This is a genomic window from Chelativorans alearensis (assembly GCF_010993735.1).
In the GTDB taxonomy this organism is placed as follows: Bacteria; Pseudomonadota; Alphaproteobacteria; order Rhizobiales; family Rhizobiaceae; genus Chelativorans; species Chelativorans alearense.
Genome location: NZ_WQNI01000008.1, coordinates 27,896 through 51,128 on the forward strand (window position 1 = coordinate 27,896; position 23,233 = coordinate 51,128).

Genomic DNA, 23,233 nt, shown 5'->3' on the forward strand with positions numbered 1-23,233 from the left:
CTCTACACGCGCTGCACCGGCCCCGGATACCGTGCCAGATGCGAATCGGCGGTCAGCAGCGTGATCCCCTCGACAGTCGCCTGCGCGACCAACATCCGGTCAAACGGATCCTTGTGGATTGGCGGGAGACTGCCTACGGCTGTCGCATGCTCGCTGGTGATCGGCAGTTCGAGATAGCCGTTATCGACGAGCCCGCGGCGCAGAACGCTGGAATCCACTTGGAAATCCCTGCGGCCTAGGCTGCTTTTGATCGTGACCTCCCAGAGGCTTGCCGCGCTGAAGACGAGCTCGTTCGAGGCCTTCTCCAGCAATTCCCGAGCTGCCGCGGAAAGACGGTCGGGCTCGCCTGCCGCCCACAGGAGCAGTTGTGTATCCAGGAGCAGTTTCAACTCTTGTCGCCAAAAAGCTCGGCGATCTCTTCTTCGCCCATGCGGTCGAAATCGTCCGGCACCTTTATGTGGCCGGAAAGGAACCCCAACCGACGGATCTCGCCGGCGCCGGGGGCGGCCAGCCCGGTCACCTTCACCAGCGGCTTCCCGGCTTTGGCGATGATGAAGGGCTCGCCGCCGGCAGCGCGTTCGACCAGGCGCGACAGATGCGTCTTCGCTTCATGGATGTTCACGGTGCGCATTGGCCCTACCTATAGACTTAGTCATATAAACTTAGTCTAGTCCTGCGCCACGTGCAAGCCCTCCGAGGAGAAGCCCATTACCCCCAGGCGATTGCACCGCCGCGCCCCGACGCGGATTGACTTGCCCCCTCCCCTGCCCCACGATCCGCCGCCGAACGAAGCAGGATCGCAAGGCGGCGCATGCTGGATATGACGAGGCCGGAACCGCTCCGGTCGCCCCTCCTCGACGGCGCACGCGCAAAGGGCGTGAAGCATGGTTTCTTCACCCGTGCCGGCGGTGTGTCGGAGGGTATCTATCGCGGCCTCAACATCGGCCTTGGCTCGGACGATTCGCGCGAGGCGGTGCTGGAAAACCGGCACCGCGTGGCGGCCTGGATGGGCGTGCCGGCGGAAAACCTGTGCACGCTGCACCAGTGCCATTCGGCCGATGTGATGGTGGTCGAGGCGCCGCTGGGCGAGATGCGGCCGAAGGCCGATGCCATGGTGACGCGGCTGCCGGGGCTGGCGATCGGCGTTTTGGCGGCCGATTGCGGGCCGGTGCTTTTCGCCGATGCGGAGGCGCGCGTCGTCGGTGCGGCGCATGCCGGCTGGAAGGGCGCCTTGACGGGCATCATAGAGAACACCGTTGCCGCCATGGAGCGCCTGGGCGCCGAGCGCGAGCGGATCGTCGCCGTGCTGGGCCCGGCGATCAGCCAGGACAACTACGAGGTGGGGCCGGAATACCGGGCGCGCTTCACGGATGCCGATGCCGCGAACGCGCGCTATTTCCGCCACTCCGCGCGGCCCGGCCATGCCTTCTTCGACCTGAACCGCTATACGCTCGACCGGCTCGCGCGGGCCGGCGTGACGGTGGGGATGCTCGACCGCTGCACCTACGCGGAGGAGGAGCGCTTCTATTCCTACCGCCGCGCCACCCATCGCGGCGAACCCGATTACGGACGCCAGATTTCGGCGATATGCCTGGAGGAGTTCTGATGGCGCTTCACTTCGACCGTGCCGAATTCGACGCCCGCCGCGACCGGCTGGTCATCGAGATGTCCGAGCGCAAGCTGGACGCGCTGCTGCTCTTCGCCCAGGAGAGCATGTACTGGCTGACCGGCTTCGACACCTTCGGCTTCTGCTTCTTCCAGTGCCTGGTGGTGAAGGCCGACGGCGAGATGGTGCTGATGACCCGCTCGGCCGACCTCAGGCAGGCGCGCCATACCTCCATCATCGACAATATCGTGGTGTGGAACGACCGTCACGGCGCCAATCCGGCCACCGAGCTGCGCGATCTCCTGAACAACCTCGATCTTCTGGGATGCCGCATCGGCGTCGAATACGACACGCACGGGCTGACGGCGAAGAACGGGCGGATGCTCGACGAGCAGCTGCAGACGTTTGCCAAGATCGAGGATGCTTCCGACCTGGTGGCCCGCCTCAGGCTCCTGAAGAGCCCGACGGAGGTGGAGAAGGTCAAGCGCGCGGCAAAGCTCGCGGACGACGCGTTCGATGCCGCCCTTCCGCTGATCAAGCAGGGCGGCGACGAGGCGGCGATCCTGGCGGCCATGCAAGGGACGGTGCTCGCCGGCGGCGGCGACTATCCGGCCAATGAGTTCGTCATCGGCTCGGGCGCCGACGCGCTGTTGTGCCGCTACAAGGCGGGGCGCAGGAAGCTGACCAAGAACGACCAGCTCACGCTGGAGTGGGCCGGCGCCTACCATCACTACCACGCCGCCATGATGCAGACGGTGCTGACGGGCAAGGTTTCCAAGCGGCATCAGGAGCTGTTCGAGGCCGCCCGCGACGCGCTTGTCGCCTGCGAGAAGGCGATGGCGCCGGGCAACACCTTCGGCGACGTCTTCGACGCCCACGCCCGGGAGATGGAGGCGCACGGGCTGACCAAGCACCGGCTGAACGCCTGCGGCTATTCTCTGGGCGCACGCTTCGCCCCCTCCTGGATGGACCCGCCGATGTTCTACAGCGGAAATCCGGAACAGATCGCGCCGAACATGACGCTCTTCGCGCATATGATCATCATGGATTCCGAATCCGGCTGCGCCATGTGTCTCGGCCGCACCTACCTCACCACGGAAGCCGCGCCGGCGCCGCTTTCTCGTCACGGGCTCGAATTGATCGTAAAGTAAGACTTTTGTGGTAGCGCGGATGGGCTTGAAGCGGGGAAGAGAGACGCAATGAGGCGGTTTGCAACGATTATCGGCCTGATGCTGCTGGCGCCGCTTTTCAGCGCCTGCGCGGGAACGGACATCAACGGCCTCAACCCGCAGCCCGGCCGCGGGATTGCGGCGGTAGAGGCGCAAGGAGGCGGTGCCGGTGTCGCGAACCCGGCAAGCGAGGCGGGCGCGCAGACGGCACAGGAAGACCAGGCGGTCGCCGCCGTCAACACCGACGCGCGCGTGCAGTTCGCCCCGGTGATCGGCGCCACCGAGGAGGCCCTGCCCCCGCTTTCCAGCCGGCTTTCCGCACGGGCCCGCCAGCGCGGCATTCCCATTGTGCAGGGCGCCGGCGCCACGCATGTCGTCAAGGGCTATTTCTCCGCCATCGCCGACGGCAACGAGACCACCGTCATCTATGTCTGGGACGTGCTCGACCCTTCGGGCAACCGCCTGCACAGGATCCAGGGCCAGCAGAAGGTGCCCGGCGCCCAGGGCGACGGCTGGTCCTCGGTCACCGGCCAGACGATGGAAACGATCGCCGACAGGACCATCGACGACCTGGCGGCGTGGCTTGCGCGGGGCACGGGCTGACGGCGTTTCGGAACACCGGCAAAACCCCATGCACCGCGCTCGCCCATCAACTGATCCAGGAGACGCAGACTACAGCGATTCCGTGACTTCTGAACTGCTTGACGCAGTCCGCGAAATGCGCGCCGCTTGTGGCAACGTCGTCTACCAGCAGTCCAAAGGTGCCTTCGAGCGCGTGGCCCACGTAACTCGACCTGAAATGCATACTCTGCTTCGGATGACTGGAGCGACCTCCCGCCACCCTTGTGACGAGAGGCGCGCAGTATCCGATGTTCAGCTCATCGGCGACATAGCGCGCGACCAATGAGCCGAAATTCTCCTTCTTGGAGGAACTGCCGCCTGGCACACCACAAATAAAGTCGTATGGCTTGCCGTTCGTGATTGTGGACGCACAGGCTGCGACTTCCCGTGCGATCCCCCGCACGGTCGTTTCATCCGGTACACCTTTAAGGTTGCGCATCGCTGCAACCTGTAGTCGTTTTATGGGCGTCCTCCAGCTTCGTGGAGAAAAAAAAGAGATATCAGAGCGGCTCCGGCGCCTTATACTGGACAGCAAAGTTTCATCAAGAAATAAGTAATTTGGGTTTTTATTAAGTAAATACTCTTCAGTTAAATCAACAAACCTAAGAATCTCAGTAGAATCATCTGAAACGCATATACTACTACTTCTCATGCTACCTGCCCCACCAGTGGTAAACATTGAGTTATACATTCGTGTACCACAATATTACAGAATATGTCAAACACGCACAAATTGGCGGAGAGGCAGCTCCTGACTACCCGCAGCACATAGGGAAACGGAGCTATCGAGGCTGCGGCCGAGGAAGCGTCCATTTCGGCGGAGGATTTTTTCCGCCGAAGCTTGCAATAGCCGGCCACCCCGCTAAAAGCCGGGGCAGAAGTCGAGGCGTTGGCCGGGAACATTCCATGAAGCTCTTTGCGGGCAATTCCAACCGGGTTCTGGCGGAGGCCGTCGCCCGCTATCTCAACATCTCCCTTGGAAAAGCCACGGTGCGGCGCTTCGCCGACCAGGAGATATTCGTCGAGGTGCAGGAGAACGTGCGCGGCGAGGACGTCTTCGTCCTCCAGTCCACCTCCTATCCCGCCAACGACCACCTGATGGAACTGCTCATCATGATCGACGCCTTCCGCCGCTCCTCGGCGCGGCGGATCACGGCGGTGCTTCCCTATTTCGGCTATGCGAGGCAGGACCGCCGCACCTCCGGCCGCACGCCCATCTCGGCCAAGCTGGTGGCCAACCTGATCACCCGTGCCGGCGCCGACCGCGTCTTGACGCTGGATCTGCACGCCGGCCAGATCCAGGGCTTCTTCGACATCCCGACCGACAACCTCTTCGCCGTGCCGGTGATGGCGCGCGACATCAAGGCCCATTACAAGCTGGAAAACGTGATGGTGATCTCGCCGGACGTCGGCGGCGTGGTGCGGGCGCGGGCGCTTGCCAAGCGCATCGACGCGCCGCTCGCCATCGTCGACAAGCGCCGCGACCGGCCGGGCGAATCCGAAGTGATGAACGTCATTGGCGACGTGCGCGGCCGCGACTGCATGCTGATCGACGACATCGTCGATTCCGGCGGCACGCTGTGCAACGCGGCCGAGGCGCTTTTGAACAGCGGCGCCGCCAGCGTAACGGCTTACATCACCCACGGCGTGCTTTCAGGCGGCGCCGTGGCACGCATTTCAGCGTCCAAGCTGAAGGAGCTGGTCATCACCGACTCCATCCAGCCCACCTCCGCCGTCGAGGCGTCGAAGAGCGTCCGCGTCGTCACCATCGCCGACCTGATCGGTGAGGCGATCTCGCGCACGGCGACGGAAGAATCGGTGTCGAGCCTGTTCGATTGAGGCCACGCCGTCAGCCGATCACGGCACCCCGTTCCGCCAGAAGCGCGCGCAGCACCGAACGGTGGCAGCGGGATTCGTCTTCACAGTAGCAGCCGATCGAGAAATCCGCATCGCGCGAGAGCGCGGCAATAAGGTCCAGGGTGTGCCGGGGCGCGGGCGCATTCATCTCCACGCGGAATGCCTTGACGAAGGCCGCCCACTCGCGCTCCGTCTTCGCGGCCTGGGCCTTCGCGACCAGTTCGGCGCTGGGCGAAAGCTCCGGGTACCAGACGTCGAACCAATCGTCGGCGGAAAAGCGCTCCTTGCGCACACCGCGCGGCGGGCGCCGCACGGTGCCGATGCGCGTCCCTTCCCCTGTAAGGCGCGGTGTGCCGAGACGAACGATGCGCAGGGTCATGCTTAAAGCTCCGCTTGAATGGCGGGGCGACGATAGCATATTCCGACGACGCCCCGGTACGGCCCCGGTAATCCTTGCGCACGCCCTTGCACCCGCCCCTCCCATCCGCTATAGACCCGCCGTCCGTGCAGACACCCTTGGAGGCAGCGCGGGTGGAGGCCGGCCTTGCGCGATGCGTCTGGCGGCTTTCTCGTTTTCAGGGCTCGTTTACGCCCGGAAAACGCTCCGAAACTTGAAAGGAAAAGCCAATGAGCCGTCAGTCCTATGAGCTGAAGGCCGAGGCGCGCGAACGGGTCGGTAAGGGGTCCGCCCGGGCAATTCGGCGCAGCGGTAAGATTCCCGCCGTCATCTACGGCGACAAGAAGCCCCCCATGACGATCGCCCTGCCCTACAAGGAAGCGTTCCTGCGCATCCATGGCGGCGGGTTCCTGACCACCATCGCCACCATCGACGTGGACGGCGAGAAGATCCAGGTCCTGCCCAAGGATTACCAGCTCGACCCCGTGCGCGGCTTTGCCGAGCACATCGACTTCCTGCGTATCGGCCGCAACACCATCGTCACCGTCAACGTGCCGGTGCACTTCACGAATGAAGAGCTGGCCCCCGGCATCAAGCGCGGCGGCGTCCTGAACGTGGTGCGCCACGAGGTGGAGTTCACTTGCCCGGCGACCGCCATCCCCGATCATATCGAGATCGACCTGACGGGGCTCGACATCGGCGATTCCGTGCACATCTCGGCGGTGAAGCTGCCCGAGGGCGTGGCGCCGACGATCACCGACCGCGACTTCACCATCGCCACGGTCGCCGCCCCCGCCGGCCTGAAGGCCGAGGAAGAGGAAGCGGCTGAAGCCGAGGCCGAAGAGGCCGAGGAAGAGGCGGAAGAGAAGGAGACGGAAGGCGAGGAAAAGGGCGAGGAATAGCCCTGTCCCCTCCGTCGAGGGTAATTTCCCATGCTCCTCATTGCAGGGCTCGGCAATCCCGGCCAGCAATACGAGAACTACCGGCACAATGTCGGTTTCATGGCGGCGGATGCCATATTCCGCCGCCATTCCTTTTCGCCCTGGTCGAAGAAATTCAGCGCGCTGGTCTCTGAAGGCCGGCTGGGCGGGGAGAAGGTGCTGCTGATCAAGCCGCAGACCTATATGAACCTCTCCGGCCAGGCGATCGGCGAGGCGATGCGCTTTTACAAGCTCGAGCCCGCCGATCTCATCGTCCTCTACGACGAACTGGATCTGGCGCCGGCGAAGGTGCGCGTGAAGGTTGGCGGCGGCGCCGGCGGCCACAACGGCATCAGATCCATCGACGCCCATTGCGGCAAGGACTACCGCCGCGTGCGGATCGGTATCGGCCATCCGGGCGACAAGGCGCGTGTCACCGGCCATGTGCTGGGCGATTTCGCCAAGGCCGACCGGGACTGGCTGGAGCCGCTGCTGGAGGCGATCGCCGACAATGCCGAGATGCTGGTGAAGGGCGACGATTCCGGCTTCATGAACAAGGTGAGCCTGGCCGTCAAAGGCAAGGCGGAGCCGGCCGGAAAAGAGCGGAAACCGGCCGCCAAGGGGCAGAGCCATATCCGCCAGGCACGGCCGCAGAAGCCGACCGCGCCCGTGCCTGAGACCGGGCCCATGGCGGCCATGCTGAAGAAGCTCTTCGGCAAGGAGTAGACGGACCGCTGGTACGACCTGGCCTTCGCCAAGGCATTGAAGAACGGCGCGGTGCATGCGCGCTATACGGTGCGGCGGGATTGATCGAAGATCGTCTCCGGCCTATATAGAAGACACGAAGCTCGTGTTTTCGTGAGATCGTGAAGGCTAGAGGACGGCGATGAGGAATGTCACCATTTCCCTGGACGACGAGCTGCACCACACGACGCGCGTCGAGGCGGCGAAGGCTGGCAAGAGCATGTCGCGATACATTGCCGACGTCTTGGAAGCGGCGGCAAGAACGGCGCCCGAAAGAGCAGCAGAGGGCAATCCTCAAGCTGAAGCTCTGGAACGCATCTTTGCCGGCCCCATGTGGGACGCTACCGAGAACGGCCGCACGCCTACAGCGGACGAGCGTAATGAACGCAAAAGCGTGAAGGCGCGCCTGGAAGCGCTTCGCCAGATTTGGGAGTCGCCCACACTTCCCTTGTCCGAGAATGGGCGCATGCCCGACGCAGACGAGCGCAATGCCCGCCGCTAAAGTGTTCATCGACAGCACGACCCTGCTTTACACGCTTGATCGCAAGGAGCCGAAGAAGCGGCTAAAGGCTGTCATTTGGCTGGCCGCCTTGGCCGAAGGCGGGATCACCAACCTGCAGGTCCTGAACGAAGTGGCAAGCGTGCTGACGAAGAAGCGTGCCAGATTTGACGGTATCGATATACCCGCAAGGATCGACAATTTCACCACCTTCGGGAAACGTCCGCTGACATGGCAGGAGGTTCTGCATGCGCGCGGCTTGCATGAACGTTATGGCTACTCCTGGTGGGACTGTCTGCTGCTTGCCTCCGCGCTCGAACTCGGCTGCGCCCATTTCCTCTCCGAGGATTTGCAGGACGGGCAGACGATCGAAGGCTTGACGATCATCGACCCTTTCGCCCATAGCCCTGAGCGAATTCTGGCATCCCCTTAAGGAACTTCGAAATCATGGGTTTCAAATGCGGCATCGTCGGCCTGCCCAATGTCGGCAAGTCGACGCTCTTCAACGCGCTGACGAAAACGGCCGCGGCACAGGCCGCGAACTACCCCTTCTGCACCATCGAGCCCAACACGGGCGAGGTGGCCGTGCCGGATCCGCGGCTGAAGAAGATCGCCGGGATCGCCCAATCGAAGGCGGTCGTGCCGACGCGTATTTCCTTCGTGGATATCGCCGGGCTGGTGCGCGGCGCCTCCAAGGGCGAAGGGCTGGGCAACCAGTTCCTGGCCAACATCCGCGAGGTGGACGCCATCGTGCATGTGCTGCGCTGCTTCGAGGATGACGACATTGCCCACGTCGAAGGCCGTATCGACCCGATGGCCGACGCCGAGACGGTGGAGACGGAGCTGATGCTGGCCGACCTTGAAAGCCTGGAGCGGCGCATCGTGCAGACGCGCAAGCGCGCCACCGGCAAGGACAAGGAGGCGATCGCCGTCCTGCCGATGATGGAGAAGGCGCTGGCGCTCCTGCAGGACGGCAAGCCGGTGCGCCTGCTTCTTCCGGGGCTTGCGGCCGAGGACCTGCATATCCTGCGTTCGCTCGATCTTTTGACGTCGAAGCCGGTGCTTTACGTCTGCAACGTCGCCGAGGGCGATGCGGCGGGCGGCAACGCGCACAGCGCGGCGGTGGAGAAGATGGCCGAGGCGCAAGGGGCGAAATCCGTGGTGATCTCGGCGGCCATCGAGGCGGAGGTGGCGCAGCTTCCCGACGAGGAGGCGGCGGAGTATCTGGAGGCGATGGGGCTCGAGGAGCCTGGTCTCGACCGGCTGATCCGCGCCGGCTACGAACTGCTGGACCTCATCACCTTCTTCACCGTCGGCCCCAAGGAGGCGCGCGCCTGGACCGTGCAGAAGGGCGCCAAGGCGCCGCAGGCGGCGGGCGAGATCCATACGGACTTCGAGCGCGGCTTCATCCGCGCCCAGACCATCGCCTATGACGACTTCGTGCGGCTGGGCGGCGAGACGGCGGCGCGCGAGGCCGGCAAGGCGCGCGACGAAGGCAAGGAATACGTGGTGGCAGACGGCGACGTGATGCTGTTCAAGTTCAATGTGTGACTTGTGCCGGCAGGCCTTGCATTGACCGCCTGGTAAACGGAGCCGTGCCGCCGATGGTCGATTAGGGCCGCTGGCCTTGTATCGGGAAGGGAGATGCGATGAGCGGGAAGCGCTGGGCCTACGAGGACTTTTACGAGGGCTGCGTCATCGCCCTGCCCGAGAAGCGCGTCGGCAAGGAGGAGATCGTCGCTTTCGCCTCCGAGTTCGACGCCCAGCCGATGCATCTCGACGAGGAAGCGGGCAAGGCGAGCCTGCTCGGCGGGCTCGCGGCTTCGGGCTGGCACACCTGCTCGATATTCATGCGCATGATGTGCGAGGCCTTCCTGCTCGATTCCACCTCGCAGGGCTCGCCCGGCATCACCGACATGCGCTGGCAGCGCCCGGTGCTGGCCGGCGACCGGCTTTCGGGCGCCTCGACGGTGCTTTCCCGGCGGCTTCTGAAGTCGCGGCCCGATCTCGGCCTCGTCACCTTCCGGCACGAAGTGAAGAACCAGAATGGCGAGAGGGTGATCCTGTGCGAGAACCCGATCCTGTTCCGCCTGCGCGAGAAAGGTGCGGCATGAGCCTTGAGGCCTACCTGCGGCTCGGCGAGACGGTCACGCTCGGCAGCCACACCTTCACGGCGGACGAGATCAAGCGTTTCGCCGAAAAGTACGACCCGCAGCCCTTTCATCTGGACGAGAAGGCGGCACAGCAAAGCGTGTTCGGCCGGCTGTGCGCGTCGGGTTGGCATACCTGCGCCATGTGGATGAAGTACAACCTGCAAAACGCGCGGACCGATGACGGCGCCTGGCGCGAGCCGGGCCCGCGGCCGGAATTCGGTCCCTCGCCGGGGTTCTCCAACTTGAAATGGCTGAAGCCGGTCTATGCCGGGGATACGATTACCTTTACCCGCACCGCGGTGTCGCACCGGGCGCTGGCCTCGCGGCCTGGGTGGCGGCTTTTGTCGTTGAAGGCGGGGGCGTTCAACGGCGACGGGCAGGCGGTGCTGGAGTTTGATAATGCTGTGCTTTTGAGGGTTGGGTAGGCGAGTCAGGACGGACGGGGACCTGGCGCCTCCAAGGCACCCGATAGACAGCCTCAATCCCCCTCGAACGAAATCAGCGTGCGCACGTCCACGCCCAGCGCTTCGAGCTTGGCGCGGCCGCCGAGGTCCGGCAGGTCTATGACGAAGCAGGCGGCGACGATGTCGGCGCCCATCTGGCGCAGAAGCCGGACGGCGCCTTCGGCCGTGCCGCCGGTGGCGATGAGGTCGTCAACGAGGATCACCTTCTCGCCCGGCTCCACCGCGTCGACGTGCATTTCCATCTCGTCGAGCCCGTATTCCAGGCTGTAGGCGACGCGCACCGTCTCGTGCGGCAGCTTCCCCTTCTTGCGGATGGGGACGAAGCCGGAGGAGAGCTGGTGGGCGATGGCACCGCCCAGAATGAAGCCGCGCGCCTCTATACCGGCGATCTTGTCGATCTTGGAGCCGGCATAGGGGTGAACGAGCTCGTCCACGGTGCGGCGGAAGGCGCGCGCGTTGCCCAGAAGCGTGGTGATGTCGCGGAAGAGGATTCCCGGCTTCGGATAGTCGGGAATGGTGCGGATGGCGGAAAGAAGCGTGTCTTCGAGGGAAGGTTTCATCGGCAGCCCCGGTCCGTTGCAACCCCTTTTGCCCTTTTGCGCGCCAAAAGAAAAGGGCGCCCGACGGCGCCCCTCGCCTTTTGTCGTGGCCTTAAACCAGTTCATCGTTTCATGGAATCGGTGAACTGGTCCAAGTCGTTGTTTTGTCGCAATTCCGGACGGAAACCGGTTCCCACTTTTTCTGGAATTGCTTCAGTGGACTTCGGCCCACACCTTGCGCTTCGTGAGGTAGACGAGGCCGCCGAAGAGGACCAGGAAGACCATCACGGTGAAGCCGGTTGCCTTGCGCGCCTCCATGTGCGGCTCGGCGGCCCACATCATGAAGGCGGCGATGTCGCGGGCGTACTGGTCGACCGTCTCCGGGCTGCCGTCCTCATAGGTCACCATGCCGTCCGAGAGCGGGGGCGCCATGGAGAGCGAGACGGCACTCAGGAAATAGGGATTGTAATAGGTGCCCTCGGGTACCTCGTGGCCTTCCGCGTCTTCCTCATAGCCGGTCAGAAGCGCGTGGATGTAATCCGGACCGCCCTCGGCATATTGGGTGAAGATGTCGAAGAGGAAGGTGGGAAAGCCGCGCTCGACGGCGCGCGCCTTGGCGAGAAGCGAGAAGTCCGGCGGCGCGGCGCCATTGTTGGAGGCCGCCGCCTGCTGCGGATTGGCGAAGGGCGCAGGGAAATGGTCGGACGGCGTGGCGGGACGGGTGAACATGTCGCCGTTCTCGTCCGGGCCGTCTTCGACCTCGTATTCGGAGGCGATGGCGCGCGCCTGCTCCTCGGTGTAGCCGAGATCTTCAAGGTTGCGGAAGGCGACCAGGTCGAGCGAATGGCAGGAGGAGCAGACCTCGCGGTATACCTTCAAGCCGCGCTGCAGTTGGCCCTTGTCGTAGGTGCCGAAGGGGCCGTCGAAGCTCCATTCGAGCTGCGGCGGCTTCTTCAGCGGGTATTCCGCCGCATCCGCGGAGGTGACCATGGCAATGCCGAGGCCGAGCGCAGCCAGCCCGTTTAGAAACGTCTTCATTTCCAAGATCCTTTTGCGCATACGCTCGCTCATGCCTCGCCGGCGGCCGGGGTGCCGGGCTTGTTCTTCTCCAGCACCGCCTCGGTGATCGAGTTCGGCGGCCGGCGCGGCGTCTCTACGAGGCCGAGGACCGGCATGACGACGACGAAGAACGCGAAATAGTAGAGCGTGGCGGCCTGTGCCATGGCCACATAGGTGCCCTCCGCCGGCCTCGAGCCGAGCCAGCCGAGGAAGATGGCATCGGCCACGAAAAGCCAGAAGAAGAGCTTGTACCACGGCCGGTAGACCGCCGAGCGCACCTTCGAGGTGTCGAGCCAGGGCACCACGAACAGGACCGCGATGGCGCCGAACATGGCGAGCACGCCACCGAGCTTGGAATCGATCGGTCCGATGTTGAAGGTGATGGCGCGCAGGATCGCGTAGAAGGGCAGGAAGTACCACTCGGGCACGATGTGCGCCGGCGTCTTGAGTGGGTTGGCCTCGATATAGTTGTCGGGGTGGCCGAGATAATTGGGGATGTAGAAGACGAAATAGGCGAACACCAGGAAGAAGACGACCATGGCAAAGCCGTCCTTGATGGTCGCGTAGGGCGTGAAGGCCACCGTGTCGGTCTTCTGCTTCACCTCGATGCCGGTCGGGTTGGACTGCCCGGTCACATGCAGCGCCCAGATGTGCAGGACGACGACGCCGGCGATCATGAAGGGCAAGAGATAGTGCAGCGAGAAGAAGCGATTAAGCGTCGGGTTGTCGACGGCGAAACCGCCGAGCAGAAGCTGCTGGATCCAGTCGCCGACGAGCGGGATCGCCGTGAAGAAGCCGGTGATGACGGTGGCGCCCCAGAAGCTCATCTGCCCCCACGGCAAAACGTAGCCCATGAAGGCGGTGGCCATCATGAGGAGGTAGATGATGCAGCCGAGAATCCACAGAAGCTCGCGCGGCGCCTTGTAGGAGCCGTAGTAGAGGCCGCGGAAGATATGCACATAGACGGCGATGAAGAAGAAGGAGGCGCCGTTCGAGTGCAGGTAGCGCAGAAGCCAGCCGGAATTGACGTCGCGCATGATCTTCTCGACGGAGTTGAAGGCGATCTCCGTGTTGGCGGCGTAATGCATGGCGAGCACGATGCCGGTGAGGATCTGCACCGCCAGCATGAGGGTGAGGATGCCGCCGAAGGTGTAGGCGTAGTTGAGGTTGCGCGGCACCGGGTAGGCGACGAAGGAATCGTAGACGAGGCGCGGCAGCGGAAGGCGCGCATCCATCCAGCGCCCGAGGCCCGTCTTGGGGGTGTAGGTAGAATGTCCACCGCTCATCTTGAAATACGCTCCCTTGCCTACCCGATCTGAACGACCGTGTCGGAGATGAATTCGAATGCCGGGACGGCCATGTTTTCCGGCGCGGGCCCTTTGCGGACGCGCCCTGCCGTATCGTAATGCGAGCCATGGCAGGGGCAGAACCAGCCGCCGAAATCGCCCTGCTGGCCAAGCGGCACGCATCCCAGATGCGTGCAGATGCCGATCATGACCAGCCAGTTCTCCTTGCCCTCGCCGGCCGAGCGATCGATGTCCGTGGCCGGCGCGTCGGCCGGCAGGTTGTCGTTGCGGGCGATGGGATCCTTGAGATCCTCGAGAGGCACCTGGCGGGCCGCCTCGATCTCCTCATCGGTGCGGTTGCGGATGAAGACGGGCTGGCCGCGCCACTTCACCGTCAACGACATGCCGGGCTCGACGGCCGAGACATCGACCTGGATGGAGGCCAGCGCCCTGGTGGAGGCGTCGGGGCGCATCTGGTCGATGAACGGCCAAATGGCGCCGGCCGCACCCACGGCGCCGGCCGTGGCCGTGGCCACGTAGAGAAAGTCGCGACGGGTGTGTTCGGTCGAATCGGTAGCGTTCACGGAGCTGCGGTCCTTTTACCTGATGCCTGCCGGGAAGAAGCGCATGTCGACACGCACCTGCCCCTCGGATTCGCCACGACGGGCCGGCCGTTCCCCCGGCAATTGGCGATGGTTTCTATGCTCGACGGTCTGACTTGTCCAGACGCCGGAGAGACGCAGGGCAGATTGTCGCGGGGATAACAACCCTCGCCGCTACCGCGCGCCGAGCCGCACCAGGACCGCACGCGGGATGGCCAGGTGGCGCACCACCTCGTCGTGCCGTTTCAGCCCACACATCTCGCGCTGGATGAAGTAGGCATAGACGGCATCCGCCGCCTCGCGCAGCAAGCCGGCGCGTTCCGCACCCACGCCGTTATGCGCGGCAAGGCGGGCCAGGCTCTCCTCGGCGCGCCGGCCAGCGCGGCCAAGGGCGGCCGCCATCTCCTCGGCAAGCTCGTAGTCGAGCGTGGCAATGCCGGTGCGGGGCTTGGGCGAGGCGCCCGATGAGGCCGGGGGACGCGGCATGAAATTCTCCTGACGATCTGCGACCGTTCCGTCTCGACATAACGCCTCGACAGAAACCGGAGGCGGGGCATATTGTGCCCATCATGGCGCATGTCATCAACCGCGAGAGTTGGGCCGACCTGCCCGAGGGCTGGCACGGCGAATGGGAGGGCGGCCCGTTCCAGGCCGGCATCTCCGTCATTTTCTTTGCAAGTGAGAAGGTCGGTGCGGGGCCGCGGCTTCACACCCACCCGTATCCCGAGACCTTCATCGTGCGCCGGGGCCGCGCCCGCTTCACGGTGGACGGCAAGGCGATCGACGCGGAGGCGGGACAGATCCTGGTGGTGCCGGCCGGCACGCCGCACAAATTCGAAAACCTCGGGCCGGGGGTGCTGGAGACCACCGATATCCATGCCAGCGAGCGGTTCGTTACCGAATGGCTGGAGTGACGGCGGCGCGGGTGCCGCAGAAAGGAACTTCCCGATGACGCTTCTGGAGCTTTCGGCGTTCAGCCTTGTCGCAGCCCTTCTGGTGATCTCGCCCGGGCCCAACGGTGTGCTGATCGCCAAGACCGTGCCGACCTCCGGCAAGGCGGCGGGCTTTGCCAACATCGCCGGCTTCTTCGCCGCCTTCTACCTGCACGGCGCGCTGTCGATCCTCGGTATCTCCATCATCCTCATGCAGTCGGCGCAGGCCTTCTTCGTCGTCAAGATGCTGGGCGCGGCCTATCTGTGCTTCATCGGCGTCAAGGCGCTGTGGCAAGCCTGGAAGGGCGTGACCGCGCCGGCGCATGTAGCCCCGGCCAGACGCAGGCGCACCCTGGCGCGTGCCGTCGCTGAAGGCTTCCTCACCAACGCGCTGAACCCGAAGGTGTCGATGTTTTACCTTGCAGCCTTCCCGCAGTTCATCCCCGCCAGCGCCGACGGCGTGACGTGGGCATTCCTGCTGGTGGCGATCCACTCGCTTATCAACATCGTGTGGTTTTCGGCCCTGGTGCTGCTTTTCTCGACGCTGAAGGGGCTCGGCGGCCAGCCCAGCGTGCAGCGGTGGGTGAAGGCCGTGACGGGAGCGGTCTTCGTCGCTTTCGGGCTGAAGCTGGCAACGCTGAGGCCCTAAGCCGCGTTGCGGCGCTCCAGCCGTTCGCGCATGCCCTGCGGGTCGGCAAAGATGAGATCGATCAGCGTTTTCGCCGTTGCGTCGGGCTCTGTGCGCCGTTGCTCCCAATTGCGGAGCGTGGCGAGCGGGATGCCGAGTAGCGCGGCGAAATCGGCCTGATTCATTCCAAGCAGAGCGCGCACGAAATTTAGCTTCGCGGGCGCGTCGAGCGGGCGTGTATTGCTCTCGTCCCACTCGGGGTTGTCGTCCCAATCTTCATCGACCATGTTTCCTGACCTCCCGGTCATTGGCTTTTCTTACGGAGATAATTCGAAAGACCGCGTCGCGTATCGTGAAGGCGCAAACGTGAAGCCTGTCTCCCACATATCCGTACGACACATACCGGTCTTCGCCATATTCTCGCCTGTCATCCAAGAAGGTTGCCACCTGATTTCGGATAACTTCGCGGCCAACGGCGAGTGAAAGCCCGCGTTCCCGGCGGTTCTTTTCGTCCTTTTCCGGATCGAACGCTATCTCCATCTACTGGGGAATATACGCTTCTAGCGTACAATCCGCAAGTCCCTCAAGGCCACTTCACCACCGGCGGCATGCTGGAGAGGATGGCGTCGACGTTGCCGCCGGTTTTCAGGCCGAAGATGGTGCCGCGGTCGTAGAGGAGGTTGAACTCGACGTAGCCGCCGCGGCGCACGAGCTGTTCCTCGCGGTCGGCCTCGGTCCAGTTGGTGTCGAAGTTCTGGCGCACCAGATAGGGATAGATGACGAGGAAGGCGCGGCCGAGATCCTGGGTGAAGGCGAAGTCGGCGTCCCAGCCGCCCTTTTCCTCGGGGCTCTTCAGCCAGTCGTAGAAGATGCCGCCGATGCCGCGCGGCTCGTCGCGGTGCGGAAGATGGAAATATTCGTCGCACCAGCGCTTGAAGCGGTCGTAGTCGGCGATCTGGCCGTGCCGGCCGCAGACGAAGCGCATTGCCTTGTGGAAGGCGACCGTGTCGGGATCTTCCTGGGTGCGGCGGCGGTCGAGCACCGGGGTAAGGTCGGCGCCGCCGCCGAACCATTGGCGCGTCGTCACCACCATGCGCGTGTTCATGTGCACAGCCGGCACGTTGGGGTTCTGCGGGTGGGCGATGAGCGAGATGCCGGAGGCCCAGAAGCGCGGATCCTCCTCGGCGCCGGGAATCTGCTGGCGGAATTCGGGCGAGAATTCGCCGTGGACGGTGGAGGTGTGCACGCCCACCTTCTCGAACACGCGGCCATGCATGAGCGACATCACGCCACCGCCGCCCGCGCCCTCCTCGCGCTGCCAGGGCGTGCGCTCGAAGCGGCCGGGCGCGCGGGTCGAGAGAGGGCCGGTGAGCGCGTCCTCAAGTTCCTCGAAAGCGGTGCAGAGGCGGTTGCGCAGGGTCTCGAACCAGGCCTTCGCCGCCGCCTTCTTGCCCTCGATATCCTCGGGCAGTCCGGCCGGTATGTCGGGTCTTTCCATGATCGCTCCTCCGGCGTCCGGCGCCGCGCATGGCGGACAAAGGACTCGCATTTTCCTCTCGCGATCCCTAATCTCCCTGTCCAACGGGTCAAGGAGTTCTTTCGTGCGTGTGCCCGCCAAGCCTCCGCTCGAGGGCCTGAAGCATGCCCTCGACAAGAAGCGCGCCAACGGCCATCGCCTGCCGCGCGACGGCTTCCTGCGCGAGACCTTCTCGCTGCCGCGGGCCGAGGCCCGAGCCAAGGCGCGCGAATGGCTGGAACGCTGGCCCAAGCAGGCCTACTGGACCGAGATCGAAAGCTGGTGCGAGCGCCCCGGCGACGTGATCGAATTCACCATGCGCCGGCTGCCGAGCGCTGATTAGCTTTACAGTTGCGATTTAGCATCGTGCCCCTTCGCGCCCCCTTGACCTCAACCTAAGTTGAGGGTGTAGCCGGCCATCCTTCGATTGCCGTGAAGGAGAAGCCGCGCGTGCTGGATGATGGCAGAACCACCCTACCCCACCTGCCTGCGTGCCTCGCCGCAGGCCATGGCGACGGCGACGGCGAGATTGAGGCTGCGCGCCTTCTCGTGCATGGGAATGACGAGCCGGTGATCGGCCGCCTCGTGCACCGCCTCCGGCACGCCCGACGATTCGCACCCGAAAAGAAGGATGTCGCCCTCGCGGAAGCAGAAGGCCGTGTAGGGCACGGCGGCGGCTGTGGTGAACAAGATGAGCCGCCGTTCCTCCTCGCGCCGCCAGTGGTCGAAGGCTTCCCAGGAAGTGTGGCGGTTGAGGGAGGCGATCTCCAGATAGTCCATGCCCGCCCGTTTCAGCGCCCGGCTCGACAGGTCGAAGCCGGCAGGCTCGATCAGGTCCACCGTCAGGCCCAGGCATGCAGCGATGCGCAGGATGGCGCCGGTGTTGCCGGGAATGTCCGGTTGGAAAAGGGCGATGCGGATATCATTTCCGTTCATGGCGTGACCAATTGTAGCCTTCGGGCCACAGTGGCCGGTGAAGGTGATTATATGGCGGCGGAGCCTCTGGCCATCCCCGGCCTCTTCGGATATAAGGCCGCCGCAACCGACGTAAACTGCTGGAGACAGACATGGATAACCGGATGTTCGTTTCCATCGTCCGTGAACGCCCCTCGCGCGGGGCCGGGCTCACGGCCTGACGGCGGTTTTCGTTCCGAAGCCTACTTCTCCCCTGTAGAACACGCACGAGCGAATCCGCCGGAACCATTTCCGGAATTCCGCAAGGATTCGCTCCATGTCTGCAAAATTTCCCAAAGGGCGCAAAGCGCCCAAAACACCCATCGCCCCCGCCGCGACCGCACTGCCGCCGGACGGTGCCGGCATGGCTCCTGCCAAGACCCTGTCAGGAGCCTTCTCCGCTGCCCTTGGCGCAAAGGCGCAAAGGGCGCATTCGGGATCAAAGACGCCGCTGGAGAAAGGCGCCGACCCGAGGCAGCTCGCCGGCAAGGCGGGTGCCCGACCTATCAAGAATTCAAAGCCCGGCGCACCGACCGTGCCGCGCAAGGGGCACCGCTGAGTGCCCGACGAGGCTATCGAGGATAAAACGATGCTGAGCTGGTTCGAAAGACGCCTTCCCCCCTTCCCGGCCGATGAGCCGGAAGAGCCGCCGAAGACGCTGATCGCCTTCTGCCTGCATTTCATCAAGGGCGCATGGGGGTATCTGACGCTCCTGGCGATCCTGACGGCGACGATCGCGATTACCGAGGTGTGGATGTTCTCCTTCCTCGGCAACATCGTCGACTGGCTGGCGGACCGGAACCGGGAGACCTTCCTTGAGGAGGAGGGCTGGAAGCTGGCGGGTATGGCCTTCGTCATCCTGGTGTTCCTGCCCCTGACGGTGGTGCTCCACTCGTTGACCAACCATCAGGTGCTCCTGGGCAACTTTCCCATGCGCATCCGCTGGCAGGTGCACCGCTATCTGCTCAAGCAGTCGATGACGTTCTACCAGGACGAGTTTGCCGGCCGCATCGCCACAAAGCTGATGCAGACGGCGCTCGCCGTGCGCGAATGCGTCATCAAGCTGATCGACGTGCTGAACTATGTGACGGTGTATTTCGCCGGCATGCTGGTCATCGTGGCATCCGCCGATCTGCGGCTGGCCGCCCCGCTCGCCGTCTGGCTCATCGGCTACATCGTGCTGCTGCGCAACTTCGTGCCGCGGCTGGGGCGCGTGGCCAAGGAACAGGCCGACGCGCGCTCCGTCATGACCGGCCGCGTGGTCGACAGCTACACCAACATCCAGACGGTGAAGCTGTTCTCCCACGCCCGCCGCGAGGCGGCCTATGCGCAGGAGGGCATGTCCGGCTTCCTGAAGACGGTCTACAAGCAGATGCGGCTGGTGACGGGACTCTATGGGCTGCTTTACTTGCTCAACTCGCTGTGCCTGTTCACTGTCGGCGCCCTGTCCATATGGCTGTGGATGGGCGAGATGGTGTCGATCGGCGCCGTCGCCGTGGTGCTCGGCCTCGTCTTGAGGCTCTGGGGCATGTCGCAGTGGATCATGTGGGAAATGACCATGCTGTTCGAGAACATCGGCACCGTGCAGGATGGCATCGGCTCGATCTCGCTGCCGCGCGTGGTCGACGACCGGCCGGACGCCAAGGAACTGCGCGTCGGAAAGGGCGAAATCGCCTTCGACCGCATCCGCTTCCACTACGGCAAGAAGGGCGGCGTGATCGAGGACCTGTCGCTGACCATCCGGCCGGGCGAGAAGGTGGGCCTCGTCGGCCGCTCGGGCGCCGGCAAGTCGACCCTGGTCAACCTGCTCCTGCGCTTCTACGACCTTGAAGGCGGGCGCATCCTGATCGACGGGACGGACATCGCCGACGTGACGCAGGATTCGCTGCGCGCACAGATCGGCATGGTCACCCAGGACACCTCGCTGCTGCACCGTTCCGTGCGCGACAACATCCTTTATGGCCGGCCTGACGCCGACGAGGCCATGGTGCGCGAGGCGGCAAGGCGCGCCGAGGCACTGGACTTCATCAAGGACCTGTCCGACATAAAGGGACGGAAAGGGTTCGACGCCCATGTCGGCGAGCGCGGCGTCAAGCTGTCCGGCGGCCAGCGCCAGCGCATCGCCATCGCCCGCGTCATGCTGAAGGACGCGCCGATCCTGATCTTGGACGAGGCAACGTCGGCGCTCGATTCGGAGGCCGAAGCCGCGATCCAGGAGAACCTGGCGGCGCTGATGCAGGGCAAGACGGTGATCGCCATCGCCCACCGCCTGTCGACCATCGCGGCGATGGACCGGCTGGTGATCATGGACGAGGGCCGCATCGTCGAGGAGGGTACCCACGACGAACTGATCGCCAGCGGCGGCATCTACGCCCAGCTCTGGCAGCGCCAGTCGGGCGGGTTCCTCGATGTCGAACAGGCGGCGGAGGCAGCGGAGTGACGATGGACGCGGACGAAGAAGGGCATGGCCTGAACGAGCGCCTGTGGCGGCGCGCCGAAGGGGTGATCGACCCCTTCGGCGACACCGAGCGCGAGGTGCTGCCGACGGATGCGTTCAGGTTCATCCTCTTCTTCGCCACGCAGGCCAAGTGGCCGTTCGTCCTTCTCCTCGTCATCGGCGGTCTGGCGGGCGTGGTGGACGCAGGGCTTTATTGGGGGCTGGGCAAGCTGATCGACCTGCTCGATACCTCGACGCCGGCAACCCTTATCGCCGACCATTGGCCGACGCTCCTGGGGCTCGCCTTCCTGGTGCTTTTCGCGCGCGCCGGCGTCATGCTCGTCAACACGGTGATCGAGGAGCAGGTGATCGCGCCCTCCTTCTATCAGCGGGTGCGCTGGCAGTCTTTCCGCCGGGTGATGGACCAGCCCTACGAGTTCTACCAGAACGACTTCGCCGGCCGCATCGCCACCAAGATCATGCAGGGCGGCGAGGCGACGGGCGACTTCATCGTCTCGGCGCTGCAGACCATGTGGAGCTTCTTCACCTTCCTGCTGCTTGCCGGCACCATCCTGACTGCACTCGATCCCATACTGGGGCTGGTGCTCGGGCTATGGTTCGCGGCCTTCGTGATCGCCGCGCGCTACCTGCTGCCGCCGCTGCGCGAGGCCGGCAGGTGGCGGGCCGACGAGCGCTCGATCCTCAACGGCCGCATGGTCGACGCCTTCACCAACATCATGGCCGTCAAGCTCTACGACAGCGGACGGCGCGAGCACGCCTATGTGCGCGACGGCATGGCCCGCCTGCTCAAGGCCGTGCGCACCCTGACGCGCGCCATCACCCGGGTGCGCGCCGCCGTCTTCATCCTGAACGGCATCATGATGACGGCGGTCGGCACGCTCGCCGTCATGAGCTGGATGAACGGCAACGCCTCGACCGGCGAGATCGCCGCCGCCATGGGCCTCGTCTTCCGGCTCAACCAGATGTCCGGCTACATGATGTTCTCCGTCAACGGGCTCATCCGCGCCTATGCCACCGTGCAGGACGCCACCGGGGTGATCTCGCGCCGGCCCGCCATCCAGGATGCGCCGGACGCGCGGGCGATCGCGCACGCTGCGGGCGATATCCGCTTCGAGAACGTCACCTTCAACTACGGCAGGGAACGCGGCGTTCTGGAAGGGCTGACCCTTCACATCCGCCCGGGCGAGCGCGTCGCCCTTGTCGGCCCCTCTGGGGCGGGGAAGACGACCATCGTCAACCTGATGCTGCGGCTTTTCGACATCGAGGGCGGCCGCATCCTGCTCGACGGCGAGGACATCCGCGAGGTCACGCAAGCCTCGCTGCGCGCCCAGTTCGGCGTCGTCAGCCAGGAGCCGATGCTGATGCACCGCTCGATCCGCGACAACATCGCCTACGGCAAGCCCGGCGCCAGCGAAGCCGAGATCGTGGCCGCTGCCAAGCGGGCCTCGGCGCATGATTTCATCCTTGAGGTTGCCGACCCCAAGGGCCGCACCGGCTACGACGCCCATGTGGGCGAGCGCGGGGTGAAGCTTTCGGGCGGGCAGCGCCAGCGCATCGCCATTGCCCGCATGATGCTGAAGAACGCGCCGATCCTCATCCTCGACGAGGCGACCTCGGCGCTCGATTCGGAGATCGAGGCGGTGATCCAGGAGAACCTTGGACGCCTGATGGAAGGCAAGACCGTGGTCGCCGTCGCCCACCGCCTCTCCACCATCGCCGCGCTCGACCGCGTGATCGTGCTCAACGAAGGCCGCGTCGTCGAGGAAGGCTCGCACCAGGAGTTGATCGCGCGCGGCGGGCTTTATGCGCAGCTTTGGAAGCGCCAGTCGGGCGGGTTCCTGGGCGAGAGGCTGGCGGCGGAGTAGGCGATTTTGCCAATTGTGTTCTAACGACGTATATACGTCGTTATTACGCGAACCCTGGAGTGACTGCGATGAAGGAGACCGTCTTCACTTTAAAGCTGGATTCGGAACTCAAGGAGGCGTTTGTCGCAGAAGCTGAAGCACAAGATCGACCGGCGTCGCAGATCGTGCGGGAACTTATGCGCGGCTATATCGAACGCCAGCGCGAGGAACGGGAATACCGCGCCTTCTTGCAGCGGAAGGTTGAGATTGCCCGAGCCTCTATAGACGCAGGCAGAAGTCGTTCGAATGGTGAAGTCGAGGCGGACTTTGCCGTCCGCCGGGCTGCGGCGCTTGAAAAGGCCGAACGGGCCAAGAGGTGATCGTTCGCTGGCTACAAGAGGCCGAGCAAGATCGCGTGGACATTTTTTCCTATATTGAAGCTGAAAACCCGGCTGCGGCTGCGGAGCTTGACGAAAAATTCACCCGTGTTGCGGACCGTCTAGTGGATTTTCCATATATTGGGCGACCCGAGCTTATACCCGGGACGCGTGAGTTTATTCCTCACGAGAATTACCGCCTCGTATATGAGGTTCGGGAAAACACCGTCTATATTCTCGCGGTGGTGCATACTTCGCGCCAGTGGCTACCGCCGGCGGAAGAAGCGCGGCACTGACGCTTCTCCGGGAGCAATGCCAAGCTGCGGCGGATATCTCCCTCAGCGCCCGCATACGCCCGTCTTGAAAGGCAAATCCGCTAGCTCCCGCTGGCTCATCGCGGCGATGTCGGGATGCGACAGGGGATCGCGGTGCCATCTCTCCTCATCCGCGTAGTTGTCGATCGCCTGGAACTGCTCCATGCGGCGGCGAAGGTGGGCGGCAATGCTCAAGAAAAGTTGCATCATGGGTTTGTCCTCCAGATTTCATGCGTGGAGAATCCGGCCAAAACACTATGATTTCAATGGAGATTGCCTGCAGCTTGCTTTAGA

General features: G+C 64.3%; 33 protein-coding genes. 19 read left to right on the forward strand and 14 right to left on the reverse strand.

The window, feature by feature from the left end:
* Window positions 1–2: 2 nt before the first annotated feature.
* Entirely contained in the window at window positions 3–389 is a 387-nt protein-coding gene (locus GPJ75_RS13040; RefSeq protein ID WP_163268778.1) for a type II toxin-antitoxin system VapC family toxin, read from the reverse strand.
* A complete protein-coding gene (locus GPJ75_RS13045; protein WP_163268779.1) occupies window positions 386–631 on the reverse strand; it encodes a type II toxin-antitoxin system Phd/YefM family antitoxin in 246 nt (81 codons plus the stop codon). The genes GPJ75_RS13040 and GPJ75_RS13045 overlap by 4 nt, the downstream gene beginning before the upstream one ends.
* A 180-nt stretch (window positions 632–811) precedes the next feature.
* Between GPJ75_RS13045 and pgeF the strand changes: the two genes are divergently transcribed.
* The 3 genes from pgeF to GPJ75_RS13060 are packed head-to-tail and all read left to right on the forward strand — an operon-like array spanning window position 812 to window position 3,378.
* Complete coding sequence (gene pgeF, locus GPJ75_RS13050) at window positions 812–1,606, forward strand: peptidoglycan editing factor PgeF (protein WP_163268780.1); 795 nt, start codon at window positions 812–814, stop codon at window positions 1,604–1,606.
* Entirely contained in the window at window positions 1,606–2,757 is a 1,152-nt protein-coding gene (locus GPJ75_RS13055) for a M24 family metallopeptidase (RefSeq protein ID WP_163268781.1), read from the forward strand. The genes pgeF and GPJ75_RS13055 overlap by 1 nt, the downstream gene beginning before the upstream one ends.
* A gap of 48 nt (window positions 2,758–2,805) precedes the next feature.
* Entirely contained in the window at window positions 2,806–3,378 is a 573-nt protein-coding gene (locus GPJ75_RS13060; protein WP_205602531.1) for a hypothetical protein, read from the forward strand.
* 46 nt (window positions 3,379–3,424) lie between these two features.
* Here the strand turns inward: GPJ75_RS13060 and GPJ75_RS13065 are convergent, their stop codons facing one another.
* Window positions 3,425–3,835, reverse strand: coding sequence for a hypothetical protein (locus GPJ75_RS13065; protein ID WP_163268782.1), 411 nt, complete (start codon window positions 3,833–3,835; stop codon window positions 3,425–3,427).
* Window positions 3,836–4,302: 467 nt separating this feature from the next.
* Between GPJ75_RS13065 and GPJ75_RS13070 the strand changes: the two genes are divergently transcribed.
* Window positions 4,303–5,235 (forward strand): ribose-phosphate pyrophosphokinase, encoded by a 933-nt coding sequence (locus tag GPJ75_RS13070; RefSeq protein ID WP_159587054.1) that lies wholly within the window; start codon window positions 4,303–4,305, stop codon window positions 5,233–5,235.
* 10 nt (window positions 5,236–5,245) lie between these two features.
* Here the strand turns inward: GPJ75_RS13070 and GPJ75_RS13075 are convergent, their stop codons facing one another.
* Window positions 5,246–5,632, reverse strand: a complete 387-nt coding sequence (locus GPJ75_RS13075) for a DUF488 domain-containing protein (RefSeq protein WP_163268783.1) — start codon at window positions 5,630–5,632, stop codon at window positions 5,246–5,248.
* A gap of 248 nt (window positions 5,633–5,880) precedes the next feature.
* Here GPJ75_RS13075 and GPJ75_RS13080 point away from each other — a divergent pair, with 248 nt between their 5' ends.
* From GPJ75_RS13080 to GPJ75_RS13110, 7 genes are all read left to right on the forward strand, one after another.
* Window positions 5,881–6,552: a 50S ribosomal protein L25/general stress protein Ctc gene (locus GPJ75_RS13080; RefSeq protein WP_163268784.1), complete on the forward strand. Its 672-nt coding sequence runs from the start codon at window positions 5,881–5,883 to the stop codon at window positions 6,550–6,552.
* Window positions 6,553–6,582: 30 nt separating this feature from the next.
* Window positions 6,583–7,296: an aminoacyl-tRNA hydrolase gene (gene pth, locus GPJ75_RS13085; protein WP_163268785.1), complete on the forward strand. Its 714-nt coding sequence runs from the start codon at window positions 6,583–6,585 to the stop codon at window positions 7,294–7,296.
* Window positions 7,297–7,456: 160 nt separating this feature from the next.
* Window positions 7,457–7,816: a hypothetical protein gene (locus GPJ75_RS13090; RefSeq protein ID WP_163268786.1), complete on the forward strand. Its 360-nt coding sequence runs from the start codon at window positions 7,457–7,459 to the stop codon at window positions 7,814–7,816.
* Window positions 7,803–8,246 (forward strand): PIN domain-containing protein, encoded by a 444-nt coding sequence (locus GPJ75_RS13095; protein WP_163268787.1) that lies wholly within the window; start codon window positions 7,803–7,805, stop codon window positions 8,244–8,246. Before GPJ75_RS13090 ends, GPJ75_RS13095 begins: the two co-directional genes overlap by 14 nt.
* A 14-nt stretch (window positions 8,247–8,260) precedes the next feature.
* Entirely contained in the window at window positions 8,261–9,364 is a 1,104-nt protein-coding gene (gene ychF / locus GPJ75_RS13100; RefSeq protein ID WP_163268788.1) for a redox-regulated ATPase YchF, read from the forward strand.
* A 98-nt stretch (window positions 9,365–9,462) separates the two neighbouring features.
* Window positions 9,463–9,927, forward strand: coding sequence for a MaoC family dehydratase (locus GPJ75_RS13105; protein ID WP_163268789.1), 465 nt, complete (start codon window positions 9,463–9,465; stop codon window positions 9,925–9,927).
* Complete coding sequence (locus GPJ75_RS13110; protein WP_163268790.1) at window positions 9,924–10,391, forward strand: MaoC family dehydratase; 468 nt, start codon at window positions 9,924–9,926, stop codon at window positions 10,389–10,391. The genes GPJ75_RS13105 and GPJ75_RS13110 overlap by 4 nt, the downstream gene beginning before the upstream one ends.
* Window positions 10,392–10,444: 53 nt before the next feature.
* Here the strand turns inward: GPJ75_RS13110 and GPJ75_RS13115 are convergent, their stop codons facing one another.
* From GPJ75_RS13115 to GPJ75_RS13135, 5 genes are all read right to left on the reverse strand, one after another.
* Window positions 10,445–10,990, reverse strand: a complete 546-nt coding sequence (locus GPJ75_RS13115; protein ID WP_163268791.1) for an adenine phosphoribosyltransferase — start codon at window positions 10,988–10,990, stop codon at window positions 10,445–10,447.
* A 192-nt stretch (window positions 10,991–11,182) separates the two neighbouring features.
* Entirely contained in the window at window positions 11,183–12,007 is an 825-nt protein-coding gene (locus GPJ75_RS13120) for a cytochrome c1 (protein WP_163268792.1), read from the reverse strand.
* 29 nt (window positions 12,008–12,036) lie between these two features.
* Window positions 12,037–13,314, reverse strand: coding sequence for a cytochrome b (locus tag GPJ75_RS13125; RefSeq protein WP_163268793.1), 1,278 nt, complete (start codon window positions 13,312–13,314; stop codon window positions 12,037–12,039).
* Between the two features lie 20 nt (window positions 13,315–13,334).
* The gene (gene petA, locus GPJ75_RS13130) at window positions 13,335–13,898 is read right to left on the reverse strand and encodes a ubiquinol-cytochrome c reductase iron-sulfur subunit (protein WP_163268794.1); all 564 of its coding nucleotides are present in this window, start codon (window positions 13,896–13,898) and stop codon (window positions 13,335–13,337) included.
* Between the two features lie 192 nt (window positions 13,899–14,090).
* The gene (locus GPJ75_RS13135) at window positions 14,091–14,402 is read right to left on the reverse strand and encodes a DUF6665 family protein (RefSeq protein WP_163268795.1); all 312 of its coding nucleotides are present in this window, start codon (window positions 14,400–14,402) and stop codon (window positions 14,091–14,093) included.
* Between the two features lie 83 nt (window positions 14,403–14,485).
* Between GPJ75_RS13135 and GPJ75_RS13140 the strand changes: the two genes are divergently transcribed.
* The gene (locus GPJ75_RS13140; protein WP_163268796.1) at window positions 14,486–14,830 is read left to right on the forward strand and encodes a cupin domain-containing protein; all 345 of its coding nucleotides are present in this window, start codon (window positions 14,486–14,488) and stop codon (window positions 14,828–14,830) included.
* Window positions 14,831–14,864: 34 nt separating this feature from the next.
* A complete protein-coding gene (locus GPJ75_RS13145) occupies window positions 14,865–15,497 on the forward strand; it encodes a LysE family translocator (protein ID WP_163268797.1) in 633 nt (210 codons plus the stop codon).
* On the opposite strand, the gene GPJ75_RS13150 is transcribed toward GPJ75_RS13145, so the two are convergent.
* From GPJ75_RS13150 to hemF, 3 genes are read right to left on the reverse strand one after another with little or no spacing between them, the layout of a single operon-like run.
* Complete coding sequence (locus GPJ75_RS13150; RefSeq protein ID WP_163268798.1) at window positions 15,494–15,763, reverse strand: helix-turn-helix domain-containing protein; 270 nt, start codon at window positions 15,761–15,763, stop codon at window positions 15,494–15,496. The two genes, GPJ75_RS13145 and GPJ75_RS13150, sit on opposite strands and share 4 nt — an antisense overlap.
* Window positions 15,753–16,016: a BrnT family toxin gene (locus tag GPJ75_RS13155; RefSeq protein ID WP_163268799.1), complete on the reverse strand. Its 264-nt coding sequence runs from the start codon at window positions 16,014–16,016 to the stop codon at window positions 15,753–15,755. The genes GPJ75_RS13150 and GPJ75_RS13155 overlap by 11 nt, the downstream gene beginning before the upstream one ends.
* Window positions 16,017–16,059: 43 nt before the next feature.
* Window positions 16,060–16,974 carry an oxygen-dependent coproporphyrinogen oxidase gene (gene hemF, locus GPJ75_RS13160; protein ID WP_163268800.1) on the reverse strand — a complete coding sequence of 305 codons (915 nt, stop codon included), beginning with the start codon at window positions 16,972–16,974 and terminating at the stop codon, window positions 16,060–16,062.
* Window positions 16,975–17,077: 103 nt separating this feature from the next.
* On the opposite strand from hemF, the gene GPJ75_RS13165 reads away from it, so the two are divergent.
* Complete coding sequence (locus GPJ75_RS13165) at window positions 17,078–17,335, forward strand: hypothetical protein (RefSeq protein ID WP_159587070.1); 258 nt, start codon at window positions 17,078–17,080, stop codon at window positions 17,333–17,335.
* 131 nt (window positions 17,336–17,466) lie between these two features.
* Here the strand turns inward: GPJ75_RS13165 and GPJ75_RS13170 are convergent, their stop codons facing one another.
* Window positions 17,467–17,928, reverse strand: a complete 462-nt coding sequence (locus tag GPJ75_RS13170; RefSeq protein WP_163268801.1) for a tRNA (cytidine(34)-2'-O)-methyltransferase — start codon at window positions 17,926–17,928, stop codon at window positions 17,467–17,469.
* A 295-nt stretch (window positions 17,929–18,223) separates the two neighbouring features.
* On the opposite strand from GPJ75_RS13170, the gene GPJ75_RS13175 reads away from it, so the two are divergent.
* From GPJ75_RS13175 to GPJ75_RS13195, 5 genes are all read left to right on the forward strand, one after another.
* Entirely contained in the window at window positions 18,224–18,505 is a 282-nt protein-coding gene (locus GPJ75_RS13175) for a hypothetical protein (protein WP_163268802.1), read from the forward strand.
* 30 nt (window positions 18,506–18,535) lie between these two features.
* Window positions 18,536–20,386, forward strand: coding sequence for an ABC transporter ATP-binding protein (locus GPJ75_RS13180; RefSeq protein WP_163268803.1), 1,851 nt, complete (start codon window positions 18,536–18,538; stop codon window positions 20,384–20,386).
* Between the two features lie 2 nt (window positions 20,387–20,388).
* Complete coding sequence (locus GPJ75_RS13185; RefSeq protein ID WP_163268804.1) at window positions 20,389–22,269, forward strand: ABC transporter ATP-binding protein; 1,881 nt, start codon at window positions 20,389–20,391, stop codon at window positions 22,267–22,269.
* Window positions 22,270–22,337: 68 nt separating this feature from the next.
* Window positions 22,338–22,628, forward strand: a complete 291-nt coding sequence (locus GPJ75_RS13190; RefSeq protein WP_163268805.1) for a ribbon-helix-helix protein, CopG family — start codon at window positions 22,338–22,340, stop codon at window positions 22,626–22,628.
* Entirely contained in the window at window positions 22,625–22,921 is a 297-nt protein-coding gene (locus tag GPJ75_RS13195) for a type II toxin-antitoxin system RelE/ParE family toxin (protein WP_163268806.1), read from the forward strand. The genes GPJ75_RS13190 and GPJ75_RS13195 overlap by 4 nt, the downstream gene beginning before the upstream one ends.
* Before the next feature lie 42 nt (window positions 22,922–22,963).
* Here the strand turns inward: GPJ75_RS13195 and GPJ75_RS13200 are convergent, their stop codons facing one another.
* On the reverse strand, window positions 22,964–23,149 hold the full coding sequence (locus tag GPJ75_RS13200) for a hypothetical protein (protein WP_163268807.1): 186 nt from the start codon (window positions 23,147–23,149) through the stop codon (window positions 22,964–22,966).
* Window positions 23,150–23,233: the final 84 nt, after the last annotated feature.

Excerpts from the sequence above, each read along its gene's own strand:
- GPJ75_RS13045 (WP_163268779.1), bottom strand. The coding sequence starts at position 631 with ATGCGCACCGTGAACATCCATGAAGCGAAGACGCATCTGTCGCGCCTG.
- pgeF (WP_163268780.1), top strand. The coding sequence starts at position 812 with ATGCTGGATATGACGAGGCCGGAACCGCTCCGGTCGCCCCTCCTCGAC.
- GPJ75_RS13055 (WP_163268781.1), top strand. The coding sequence starts at position 1,606 with ATGGCGCTTCACTTCGACCGTGCCGAATTCGACGCCCGCCGCGACCGG.
- GPJ75_RS13060 (WP_205602531.1), top strand. The coding sequence starts at position 2,806 with ATGAGGCGGTTTGCAACGATTATCGGCCTGATGCTGCTGGCGCCGCTT.
- GPJ75_RS13065 (WP_163268782.1), bottom strand. The coding sequence starts at position 3,835 with ATGCGCAACCTTAAAGGTGTACCGGATGAAACGACCGTGCGGGGGATC.
- GPJ75_RS13070 (WP_159587054.1), top strand. The coding sequence starts at position 4,303 with ATGAAGCTCTTTGCGGGCAATTCCAACCGGGTTCTGGCGGAGGCCGTC.
- GPJ75_RS13075 (WP_163268783.1), bottom strand. The coding sequence starts at position 5,632 with ATGACCCTGCGCATCGTTCGTCTCGGCACACCGCGCCTTACAGGGGAA.
- GPJ75_RS13080 (WP_163268784.1), top strand. The coding sequence starts at position 5,881 with ATGAGCCGTCAGTCCTATGAGCTGAAGGCCGAGGCGCGCGAACGGGTC.
- pth (WP_163268785.1), top strand. The coding sequence starts at position 6,583 with ATGCTCCTCATTGCAGGGCTCGGCAATCCCGGCCAGCAATACGAGAAC.
- GPJ75_RS13090 (WP_163268786.1), top strand. The coding sequence starts at position 7,457 with ATGAGGAATGTCACCATTTCCCTGGACGACGAGCTGCACCACACGACG.
- GPJ75_RS13095 (WP_163268787.1), top strand. The coding sequence starts at position 7,803 with ATGCCCGCCGCTAAAGTGTTCATCGACAGCACGACCCTGCTTTACACG.
- ychF (WP_163268788.1), top strand. The coding sequence starts at position 8,261 with ATGGGTTTCAAATGCGGCATCGTCGGCCTGCCCAATGTCGGCAAGTCG.
- GPJ75_RS13105 (WP_163268789.1), top strand. The coding sequence starts at position 9,463 with ATGAGCGGGAAGCGCTGGGCCTACGAGGACTTTTACGAGGGCTGCGTC.
- GPJ75_RS13110 (WP_163268790.1), top strand. The coding sequence starts at position 9,924 with ATGAGCCTTGAGGCCTACCTGCGGCTCGGCGAGACGGTCACGCTCGGC.
- GPJ75_RS13115 (WP_163268791.1), bottom strand. The coding sequence starts at position 10,990 with ATGAAACCTTCCCTCGAAGACACGCTTCTTTCCGCCATCCGCACCATT.
- GPJ75_RS13120 (WP_163268792.1), bottom strand. The coding sequence starts at position 12,007 with ATGAAGACGTTTCTAAACGGGCTGGCTGCGCTCGGCCTCGGCATTGCC.
- GPJ75_RS13125 (WP_163268793.1), bottom strand. The coding sequence starts at position 13,314 with ATGAGCGGTGGACATTCTACCTACACCCCCAAGACGGGCCTCGGGCGC.
- GPJ75_RS13135 (WP_163268795.1), bottom strand. The coding sequence starts at position 14,402 with ATGCCGCGTCCCCCGGCCTCATCGGGCGCCTCGCCCAAGCCCCGCACC.
- GPJ75_RS13140 (WP_163268796.1), top strand. The coding sequence starts at position 14,486 with ATGGCGCATGTCATCAACCGCGAGAGTTGGGCCGACCTGCCCGAGGGC.
- GPJ75_RS13145 (WP_163268797.1), top strand. The coding sequence starts at position 14,865 with ATGACGCTTCTGGAGCTTTCGGCGTTCAGCCTTGTCGCAGCCCTTCTG.
- GPJ75_RS13150 (WP_163268798.1), bottom strand. The coding sequence starts at position 15,763 with ATGGTCGATGAAGATTGGGACGACAACCCCGAGTGGGACGAGAGCAAT.
- GPJ75_RS13155 (WP_163268799.1), bottom strand. The coding sequence starts at position 16,016 with ATGGAGATAGCGTTCGATCCGGAAAAGGACGAAAAGAACCGCCGGGAA.
- hemF (WP_163268800.1), bottom strand. The coding sequence starts at position 16,974 with ATGGAAAGACCCGACATACCGGCCGGACTGCCCGAGGATATCGAGGGC.
- GPJ75_RS13170 (WP_163268801.1), bottom strand. The coding sequence starts at position 17,928 with ATGAACGGAAATGATATCCGCATCGCCCTTTTCCAACCGGACATTCCC.
- GPJ75_RS13175 (WP_163268802.1), top strand. The coding sequence starts at position 18,224 with ATGTCTGCAAAATTTCCCAAAGGGCGCAAAGCGCCCAAAACACCCATC.
- GPJ75_RS13180 (WP_163268803.1), top strand. The coding sequence starts at position 18,536 with ATGCTGAGCTGGTTCGAAAGACGCCTTCCCCCCTTCCCGGCCGATGAG.
- GPJ75_RS13185 (WP_163268804.1), top strand. The coding sequence starts at position 20,389 with ATGGACGCGGACGAAGAAGGGCATGGCCTGAACGAGCGCCTGTGGCGG.
- GPJ75_RS13190 (WP_163268805.1), top strand. The coding sequence starts at position 22,338 with ATGAAGGAGACCGTCTTCACTTTAAAGCTGGATTCGGAACTCAAGGAG.
- GPJ75_RS13200 (WP_163268807.1), bottom strand. The coding sequence starts at position 23,149 with ATGATGCAACTTTTCTTGAGCATTGCCGCCCACCTTCGCCGCCGCATG.